Below are 8,589 nucleotides of genomic sequence, written 5' to 3'. Positions count from 1 at the left end.
TGAGACAGGCGGTGCGGTCGGTGGCGACGCGCCCGGCGACGGATTCGGCGATCGACGCCTTGGCGGAGACATCCACTCCCGCGGTGGGATTGGCGAGGACGAGGACGTCCGGCCGCGAGGCGAAGGCCCGAGCGAGCGCGACCTTCTGCTGATTGCCGCCGGAGAGCTCACGCGTCGCCTGCGCGAACGAGGCTTGTTTGATCTCCCACGCCCGCGACAGGTCGCCGTACGCCTCACGCCGACGCCGCCCGCTGATGAGCCCGACGCGGTTCGTCAGCTGCGAGAGGATGCTGAGAGTGGCGTTCTCCTCGTTCGCCATCTCGGGCACGTACCCGCTCGCATGCCGGTCTTCGGGCAGGAAGCCGATACCGCTGCGGATCGCCTTCCTCACGCTTCCGCCGGGAATGGTCACGCCCTTGACGGTGACGGATCCTGAGCGGTCCTGCAGTCCCGCGACCGCGCGGGCGACGTCGACGATGCCGGATCCTTCCAGTCCGACGAGGCCGACGCATTCGCCCGGGCGAATCTGGACCGAGAAGCCTTCGACGATACCGGCACCGAGGCCGTCGACCACGAGCAGCGGATCGTCGTCCGAATCGGCGGGCGCGAGCACGGGGATGTCGTCCTCGCGTTGGGAGAGCACCTCGCCGACCATCGCGTTCACCAGGTCGACGACCTTCAGCCCGCCGAGGTCATTGGTCATCACGACGCGCCCGTCGCGGACGATCGTGACGGAGTCGCACACCTCGAAGACCTCCTCCAGGTAGTGCGACACGTAGATGATCGTGATGCCCTGCCGGGTGAGCTCGTTCATGTGCGCGAACAGGATGCGGGTCGCATCCCCGTCCAGGCCGGCCGTCGGCTCGTCGAGCAGGAGGATGCGCGCCCCGGTGCCGAGGGCGCGGCAGATCTCGACGATCTTGCGCTGCAGGGGATCCAGATCCAGCACGAGCTGGTCGGCGACATCTATCGCGCCCCACTCGTCGAGGAGCGACCGCGCCCGTTCCCGAACCGCCTTCCAGTCCACGAGACCCACAGCGTTGCGCGGGTACGCGTCCAGCACGACATTCTCGGCGGCGGTCAGGTAGGGCACCAGGGTGCTCTTCTGGTACACGCACGCGACGCGCTGCTCGGGCTTGAGCCCGTCCTCCTCCGCCGACGGGAACGCGAGCGTCCCGTCCTCGGGTGCGAGCAGCCCCGTGACGACCGAGATGAGTGTCGACTTGCCCGCGCCGTTCCTGCCGAGCAGTGCCCGCACCTCGCCCTCGCCCACGGTCATCGACACGCTGTCCAGCGCAAGCGTCGTCCCGAATCGCTTCGTTATCCCCTCCAAACGCAGCGCGGTGCGCTGCGTCTGCGGTCGCTCCTCGACGGCGCTCACTCGGCGTTGCCCCAGAGCGTCTCGTCGTCCACGTTCTCCTTCGTGACGAGGGGGGCGGGGAGAAGGTCGGCGAGCCCGGTCTCGACTTCGACGATCTCGCTGTCGTGATCGGTGACACCCGGCTCGAACGTCTCGCCGTTCGCGGCCGCGACCGCGTACTCCACCGCCCACTGGCCGTAGAGGTTCGCCGGCTGAGACACGGTGCCGTCCTGGAGGCCGTCGCGGATGAGATCGAGCGCCTCCGACGAGCCGTCGATCCCGATGAGCACCACGTGGCCGTCCTCGCCAGCGGGGACCCACTTGTTCAGCGAGGTGAGCACCTTCTGAACGCCCGGGATGAAGTAGTCGCTGGCCATGAAGATGCCATCGACCTGCTGGGTGCTCGCGACGGTCTGGACGGCATCCGTCGCCTTGTCCATCGCCCAGTCGGTCGGCTTCTGCACGACGGTGATGTCAGGGAACTTCTCGGCCATGCACTCCGAGAAGCCGTCCGATCGATCCAGGCCGTTGGTGGAGCTGAGGTCCCCCTGCAGCTCCAGTACGGTGCCCTTGCCTTCGAGGATCCGACCCATCTCCTCGCAGCCTGTCGCGCCCATGCCGACGTTGTCGGCGCGCACTGTCATGAATACTTCGCCCCCGTTCGGTGCCTGGTCGATCGAAACCACCGGCACGTCCTGCTGGTTGGCGCGCTTGATCGACGGCACGACGGCGTCAGCATCGACGGGACCGACGATGAGGGCGTCCGGCGACTGTGTGAGGATCGTCTGGATGTCGGTGGTCTGTTTGGCGGCATCGGAGTCGGCATTCACCGGTTCCAGGAGCGTCGCTCCGAGCTCCTCGGCGGCGGGCTTTGCGTAGTCGATCATCGCGAGCTGGAACTGGTCGGTCAGCTTCTGGACGGAGAAGCCGATGGTGACGTCATCGCCGGATTCCGACATCCCGCCGGAATCGGACGACGAGGCGCACCCGGCGAAGCCGAATGCCATCAGGGCGATCGCGCCGACGCCGATAGTGCGGGAGATGCGGTGCTTTGTGTTGTTGCGGATCGGACTCACGTCGTCCTCTTCTCAGTGGTGGAGCGGCATCGCTCCGGTGGGTGGATGGTTTCCTGGGGCGGTCGTCAGATCGGTGTGACGCCGTCGTGGGTCTGTGCGCGCGCGCTGATCAGGTACTTGATGGCATCGGGCGACGTGCGCATGAGGTCGAAGGCCCGCGGGGCCTCCTCGATGCCCACGACGCCGCTGATCAGCGGCGAGACGTCGACGGCGCCCCGCTCGAGGAGCCCGATGGCCTGCGCGAACTCGCCGACGTAGATGAAGCTGCCCCGGATCGTGACCTCTTTGAACAGCAGGTCGGTCGCGTCGAAGGTGGGCGGCCGCCGGGAGTACCCCGTCACCGTGACGGTTCCTCGCGGCCGCACGGTCTTGACGGCGACTCCGACGAGCTCGGCGACGCCGGAGCATTCGAAGGCGAAGCGGGGTGCCGTGCCGGCGTCGGGGAAGTGCTCCTCGATCGGGCTTACGGCCGGGTCAATGACCGCCGCCGCACCCTGCCGCAGGGCCATGCCCCGTCGGGCCGCCGCCGGCTCGACAACGGTGACGGTGCCCGCGCCCGCGGCCTTCAGAACGGTCGTGACGAGGAGCCCGATCGGGCCGCCGCCGAAGACGACAGCGTCGTCGCCGATGGCGATCCCCGAGTTGCGCACGGTTCGGATGGCGACGGCGAGCGGCTCGATCAGCGCGGCCGACGCGAAGTCGACCGCGTCGGGAAGGCGGTGCAGAGTGCTCCGGCGCACGGCCGCGAACGGCGCGAGACCCCCATCGCGCGCCAGACCGACGGCCGTCTCGCCCAGCCGCTCGCACATGTTCACCTCGCCGCGCGTGCAGGCGCCGCATCGGCCGCACCAATCGCCGTTGGGGTTGACGACGACGCGGTCCCCCGGCCGATAGTCCGTCACGTCGCTACCGGTCTCGAGGACGGTTCCGGTGAACTCGTGGCCCATGACGTTCCCGACGTGGAAGTCGGGCTGAGCCGCGTGGAGGTCGCTGCCGCATATCCCGCAGTACTCCACCTCGACGAGCACCTCGTCGGGGCCGGGCACGGGATCGCGGTGGTCGATGACGGCCTCGCCCTCTGGGGTGAACGCGACGGCGCGCATCAGTTGTTCTCCTCCAGGCCGATGCTCCATTGCCGGTGTCCGACCGGAGGACGCAGGGCAAGCATGTCCGCGAGCAGCGCCTCGTCGATGGGCGTCTCGGCGGCGCGCAGCGCGGATTGCAGGTTGCGCGAGCTGCCGACGCCCACCACCGTCGTGGCGGCACCGGTCCGCTGGATCGCGTACTGGTTGGCGAGAAAGGCGATGTCGGCCCCGCGCTCCGCAGCCAGCTCGACCATCCGGGCCGCAGCCTCGCGCACCTCCGCCGGAGCCGGGTGATCGAGGCTGAGCCGCGAGCCGCCGGGGGTCAGCAATCCCAGCGCAACCGCTGCGGCGTTGACGAGTCCGACGCCGCACTCCTGCGCGACCGGCGCGAGCTCGGTCACCAGCGAATCGTCCAGCAGCGTGCCCTTGGCGTACGTGAGGACGACGTCGACGTCGGTCTCGCGCATCACGCGGGCGAAGGTCTTCACGGGGTACCCCGTCATGCCGATGAAGCGCGTCTTGCCGGCATCCTTCAGCCTCTGCAGTTCGGCGAAGCCGTCCTCGAGGACAGGCCCGAGCGGTACGAACTCGATGTCATGCAGCTGGAGGATGTCGAGGTGGTCTGTACCCAGCAGTTTCAGGCTGTCCTCGACGCTGCTCCGGATGCGTTCCGGGCTGAAGTCGAAGCTGTCGATGCCGTTGCGCCCGGCCTTGCTGGCGAGGATCACGCAATCACGCTTGCCCGGGGTGAGCGCCTTGCCCAGGCGGTACTCCGCGCTGCCGTAGTAGGGCGACGTGTCGATGAGGTTGATGCCGCTGTCGATCGCCTCGTCCACGAGGCGCAGCGCGTCCGCCTCCTCCAGCGGTCCGAACAGGCCGCCCAGCGAGCCTGTGCCGAATGAGACGGCCGAGACGTCCAGGCCGGTCCTGCCCAGGGGGCGATACTCCATGGTTTCCTCCGATGCGCCGCGGTGCGGCGTGGTCGTGTGTGGTTCAGGTCAGCTCGTGTACGGCAGACGCTCGTCGACGGCCTGCCCGGCCAAGCTGTCGCGCACCCACGCATGCGCGGGGTCGTCGCTGATGAGCCACTGTCGCTCCACGCCGGGACCCGCCATCACGTTGAGGTAGTACATGTCGTAGCCGGGCGCGGCGACAGCGGGACCGTGGTACCCGAACGGCACCAGCGCGATGTCGCCCGAGCGCACCATCGCGTTGATGTCGATGTCACCGGCCGGCGAGGAGTACGTGCTGAACATCCCGAAGGCCGTGTCGGTCGCCGCCGACGATCCGCGGACCGGGGCGGTCTCGAAGTAATAGATCTCCTCGAGACGGGCCTCGTGCCCCGGTACGTCTTCGTCGTGCTTGTGCGGCGGGTACGACGACCAGTTCTGCGAAGGCGTGATGACCTCGCACACGATGAGCTTGGCGGCGTCCAGCGCGCCCGGCGTCCCGAAGTTGTGCACCTGTCGGCTGGATGAGCCGGCGCCGCGCAGTTCCACCGGCGTCTGTGCCGCGGGAATGTGCCGCGTGGGCCGTACGTCCGGGGTGGGCGCGGTCGCGACCGCGACCCTGCCGACTCCCGTCAGCACCGCGGTCGACCCCGACGACAGATAAAGCACGTCCGTGGGGCCCTCGAAGACCGATGGCCGGCCCGCGAGCGTGGTGCTGGTCTCGGCGGTGCCGCCCGGCTCGGTGTGTGTAACTGTGAACGATCCCCACAGGGGGACGATGATGCGTTCGATCCCCCGCTCCTCGAGTGCCAGTTCGTCGCCGGGACCGAGGGCCGCGACACGGAGCCCGGTGTGCTCCCATCCCGGAGTCGCAGCGTCCACGACGCTCTCCCAGCCCTCGCGGGCGAGCTCGCCCCGGCGGTGGAACCACCGCTCCTCGGTTGCGCTCATCTGCATTCCTTTCTCATGTGGCCTGTTCGCGGCCGTTCGCGACGCCTTCGCCTGCCGCGAGCCGCAGACACTCCCTGGCTGCTGCGGCGGCATCGCGCAGCGCTTCGTCGACAGGCTTGCGGCGGTGGTCGACGGACATGTGCTCGACGCCCCACGGCCCTTCGAAGCCGATGCGCCGGACGCTGCGGATGAACCTCACGACGTCGAAATCGCCCTCGCCGCACGGCAGACGCCGGTCGAAGGTGTCGGCGAAGAGGTCGGCGATCGACTCCCGTTCGCCGTCGTCGAGCTCGACCGCGAACAGTCGCGCGGACGGCACGAGATCAGGCAGCCGGTCGTAGTCGAAGCCGACGCGCTGCAGGTGCCAGATGTCCAGCAGGATGCCTCCGGCCGGTGAAGTCGTCGCGGAGACGACCTCGACGGCGGTCGCGGGGTCGGCCAGGCGCGAGAACGCCCCGCCCTCCAGCGCCACCCGCGTGCCATGGTCGGCCGCCTCGTGGGCGAGCGCGTCGAACTCGGCCTTCACCTCGTCGAGGTCCACCACGTCCGAGGCCTGACCGCCGCCGACCTTGACGTGGTCCGCACCGAGTGCTTCGGCGAGCTCGAACAGTTCCCGTCGCCGCTCGTCGGACACCCGGCGACGCTGCCCCGAGGCGAACCAATCGTCGATGAACTCGATCTGAAGCGTGCGGATGCCCGCGTCGGCGAGGCGGAGTCGGAGGTCGACGAGGTCGCGGGAGGCGAGCGACCGCAGATCTGCCAGCTCGATCCCCATCCCGTCGTACCCCGCCCCCGACACCGCGGTGATGCGCTGGGCGAGCGCATGAGGGCTCTCGTCCGGGGTCAGGCCGGGGCGCACGTCGCCGGCCGAGGTCCAGCAGGTCGCCAGCAGCGAGGGTAGCGGTGCGCTCATGCGCGGGTCTCCGTTCCTTGGGCGGAAAGCTCGCCGGGCTCCCACGCGATCACGAGTTTGGGGCGGGCGCGGGACGACATCAGGTCGTCCAGGCACTGCGCGGCCCGTTCGGGCCCGTGGACTCCGTCGATGAGGGCGGCCGGATCGATCACGCCGCGGCTGATGAGCACGAGTGCGTCCCGCATGCGGTCGATGCCACCGAGCACGCCGTGCAGCGAGGCACCCGCCATGATGAGACCGGCGGCGTCGATGGGGACCTGCGCTTCGGCCGGGTATCCGACGAGCCCGATCGAACCGCCGACGCTGACGAGACGGGATGCCTCGGCCAGCGAGGTTCGCGCACCGGAGGCCTCGATCACGGTGTCGAAGGCACCGCCCGCCAATTCTCCCGGACGAGCCACCGTTGCACCGATGGACTCCGCGAGCGCCAAGCCCGCGTCGTCCACACCGACGGCCGATACGTCGGCCCCCGCGGCGACGGCGACCTGGATCGCGATGAGGCCGAGCGTGCCCGTGCCGATCACGCAGGCGTCCCCTCCGGGACGCAGGCGGGCGACGTCCAGTGCGTGCAGTGCCGTGGTGGCGGGCTCGGCGAGCGTCGCCTCGATCGGGCGGACGCCATCGGGTACGCGGGTGAGGTTGGCCACGGGGACCCGGACGAACTCCGCCAGGGCGCCAGGGGCATGCCCGCGGACGCCGATCTCGACCCGGTTCGGGCAATGCGCGGCCCGTCCCCGGCGCCGGCAGACCTCGCAGGTGCCGCAGGTGACGAACGGGTCGCCGACCACGAGGTCGCCCACCACCGGGTGGCCGCCGACGGCGCCCCCGGCGACGGCGACGACCTCGCCGCACCACTCGTGCCCCGGCTGCCAGGGATAGGTCGTCAGTCCGCGCTGAAGGTTCGGACTCAGCCCCGTCCACAGATGCGCGTCCGTTCCGCACAGTCCGACGGCCCGCACGCGCACCAGCGCCGTCCCCGGCGCCGGGTCGGGCATCCGTGTCGGCCGCCAGGACCCCTGCCTGGCGGCATCCACGAGGAATGCCCGCATCTCCCCCTCAGGCCAGGACACCGGGGATGTCCACGGTCACACGCCGCCCCTCGGCCGCCGCGCGCTGGAGAGCGTCCGACACGACCTCCACGATCGCCCCGTCGCGGAAGGATGCTTGCCGATGGGGCACCGGGGTTCCCTCGATCACGGCCCCGAGGAAGTCGCGCCACTCATTGGAGAAGCCGTGCTCCCAGCCGAGCACGTGGCCGGGCGGCCACCAGCCCGCCATGAGCGGATGCCCGGGCTCGGTGACGACGATGTCGCGGAAGCCGCCGAGTCCCTCCACCTCGTCCTCGCGGAGGAAGACGTGCAGGCGGTTCGGGTCGTCCATGTCCCACCACGCCGAGCCCCGCGTGCCGTTGACTTCGATCCGTTGACCGCCTTTGTGCCCCAGCGCGAAGCGGGAGGCCTCCAGCGTGCCCAGCCCGCCGCCCGCGAGCACCGCGGTCGCGACGAACGCGTCGTCGTCGGTCAGGCCGAACCCCCGCACCTCGGCGGTGACCGAGCGCGGGACGCCGGTGAGCTCGATCAGGAAGTCCGTGATGTGGGAGTAGTCGCCGATCGAGCCTGCGCCCGAGTGATTGGGCCGCGTCGCGGACAGCTGGTCGGCCCAGTCCTGCAGGTATACCGCACGGAAGTGCCGTACGTCGCCCAGCCTTCCGCTGAGCGTCAGCTCCCGCAGCAGCATCGTGGCCGGGTGGTAGCGGTAGTTGAAGCCGCACGCCGCGGTGAGGCCGCTCTGTTCGGCCAGGACGGCCAGCTCAACGGCGTCGTCCGCTCCCAGAGCGAGGGGCTTCTCGCAGAACACCGCCTTGCCGGCGGCGAGGGCGGCACGGACGACCGGGGCGTGCAGGTGATTTGTCGTGAGCACGGCGACGACGTCGACGTCATCGGCCTCGACCGCGTCCTCCCACCGCGTGCTCCAGCGCTGGAATCCGAACTCGGTCGCGAGCGCCTCAACCGTCTCCGGCGTGCGCGCATGCAGAGAGACGAGCTGAATCGGACGGGTGAGGGGGCGGATGTGGTTGAGCGACAGCAGAGCGTGGCAATGCGCGCGGCTGATCCAGCTCGAACCGATCACCGCGACTCGGATCGGCGCCGACCTCTGCGCGACCAGCCCTCGGACAACATCGTCCGCCATGGTGCCCCCTTCGGCTTTCGTCATCCGCACACGTGCAGCATGACCTGGGTTAATCGGCTCTATC

Annotated in this window: 8 protein-coding genes; all 8 read right to left on the bottom strand. The window is 69.8% G+C overall.

The annotated features are described in order from the left end of the window. On the bottom strand, positions 1–1,381 hold a 1,381-nt coding region (locus tag WYM_RS07375; RefSeq protein ID WP_019180191.1), incomplete at its 3' end, for a sugar ABC transporter ATP-binding protein. Next, positions 1,378–2,436, bottom strand: a complete 1,059-nt coding sequence (locus WYM_RS07370; RefSeq protein WP_019180190.1) for a sugar ABC transporter substrate-binding protein — start codon at positions 2,434–2,436, stop codon at positions 1,378–1,380. The genes WYM_RS07375 and WYM_RS07370, both read right to left, overlap by 4 nt. Before the next feature lie 65 nt (positions 2,437–2,501). Continuing rightward, positions 2,502–3,539 carry a zinc-dependent alcohol dehydrogenase gene (locus WYM_RS19655; RefSeq protein ID WP_019180189.1) on the bottom strand — a complete coding sequence of 346 codons (1,038 nt, stop codon included), beginning with the start codon at positions 3,537–3,539 and terminating at the stop codon, positions 2,502–2,504. Further along, positions 3,539–4,471 (bottom strand): aldo/keto reductase, encoded by a 933-nt coding sequence (locus WYM_RS07360; RefSeq protein WP_019180188.1) that lies wholly within the window; start codon positions 4,469–4,471, stop codon positions 3,539–3,541. Before WYM_RS07360 ends, WYM_RS19655 begins: the two co-directional genes overlap by 1 nt. 48 nt (positions 4,472–4,519) lie before the next feature. Further along, positions 4,520–5,422 carry a 5-deoxy-glucuronate isomerase gene (iolB, locus tag WYM_RS07355; RefSeq protein ID WP_019180187.1) on the bottom strand — a complete coding sequence of 301 codons (903 nt, stop codon included), beginning with the start codon at positions 5,420–5,422 and terminating at the stop codon, positions 4,520–4,522. A gap of 13 nt (positions 5,423–5,435) precedes the next feature. Beyond that, positions 5,436–6,335 (bottom strand): sugar phosphate isomerase/epimerase family protein, encoded by a 900-nt coding sequence (locus WYM_RS19650; protein WP_019180186.1) that lies wholly within the window; start codon positions 6,333–6,335, stop codon positions 5,436–5,438. After that, positions 6,332–7,405, bottom strand: coding sequence for a zinc-dependent alcohol dehydrogenase (locus WYM_RS21065; RefSeq protein ID WP_237739345.1), 1,074 nt, complete (start codon positions 7,403–7,405; stop codon positions 6,332–6,334). The genes WYM_RS19650 and WYM_RS21065 overlap by 4 nt, the downstream gene beginning before the upstream one ends. Then, on the bottom strand, positions 7,392–8,525 hold the full coding sequence (locus tag WYM_RS07340) for a Gfo/Idh/MocA family protein (RefSeq protein WP_192813724.1): 1,134 nt from the start codon (positions 8,523–8,525) through the stop codon (positions 7,392–7,394). The genes WYM_RS21065 and WYM_RS07340 overlap by 14 nt, the downstream gene beginning before the upstream one ends. Between the last annotated feature and the right edge of the window lie 64 nt (positions 8,526–8,589).

It is taken from the genome of Microbacterium yannicii PS01 (assembly GCF_000304335.1).
Classification (GTDB): Bacteria; Actinomycetota; Actinomycetes; order Actinomycetales; family Microbacteriaceae; genus Microbacterium; species Microbacterium yannicii_A.
The sequence above is the reverse complement of the archived record's forward strand: the minus strand, read 5'-3'. Positions and strand labels throughout refer to the sequence as shown.

Bases quoted from the DNA above. Each gene is read 5' to 3' on its own strand.
- WYM_RS19655 (WP_019180189.1), bottom strand. From the start codon at position 3,539: ATGCGCGCCGTCGCGTTCACCCCAGAGGGCGAGGCCGTCATCGACCAC.
- WYM_RS07360 (WP_019180188.1), bottom strand. From the start codon at position 4,471: ATGGAGTATCGCCCCCTGGGCAGGACCGGCCTGGACGTCTCGGCCGTC.
- iolB (WP_019180187.1), bottom strand. From the start codon at position 5,422: ATGAGCGCAACCGAGGAGCGGTGGTTCCACCGCCGGGGCGAGCTCGCC.
- WYM_RS19650 (WP_019180186.1), bottom strand. From the start codon at position 6,335: ATGAGCGCACCGCTACCCTCGCTGCTGGCGACCTGCTGGACCTCGGCC.
- WYM_RS07340 (WP_192813724.1), bottom strand. From the start codon at position 8,525: ATGGCGGACGATGTTGTCCGAGGGCTGGTCGCGCAGAGGTCGGCGCCG.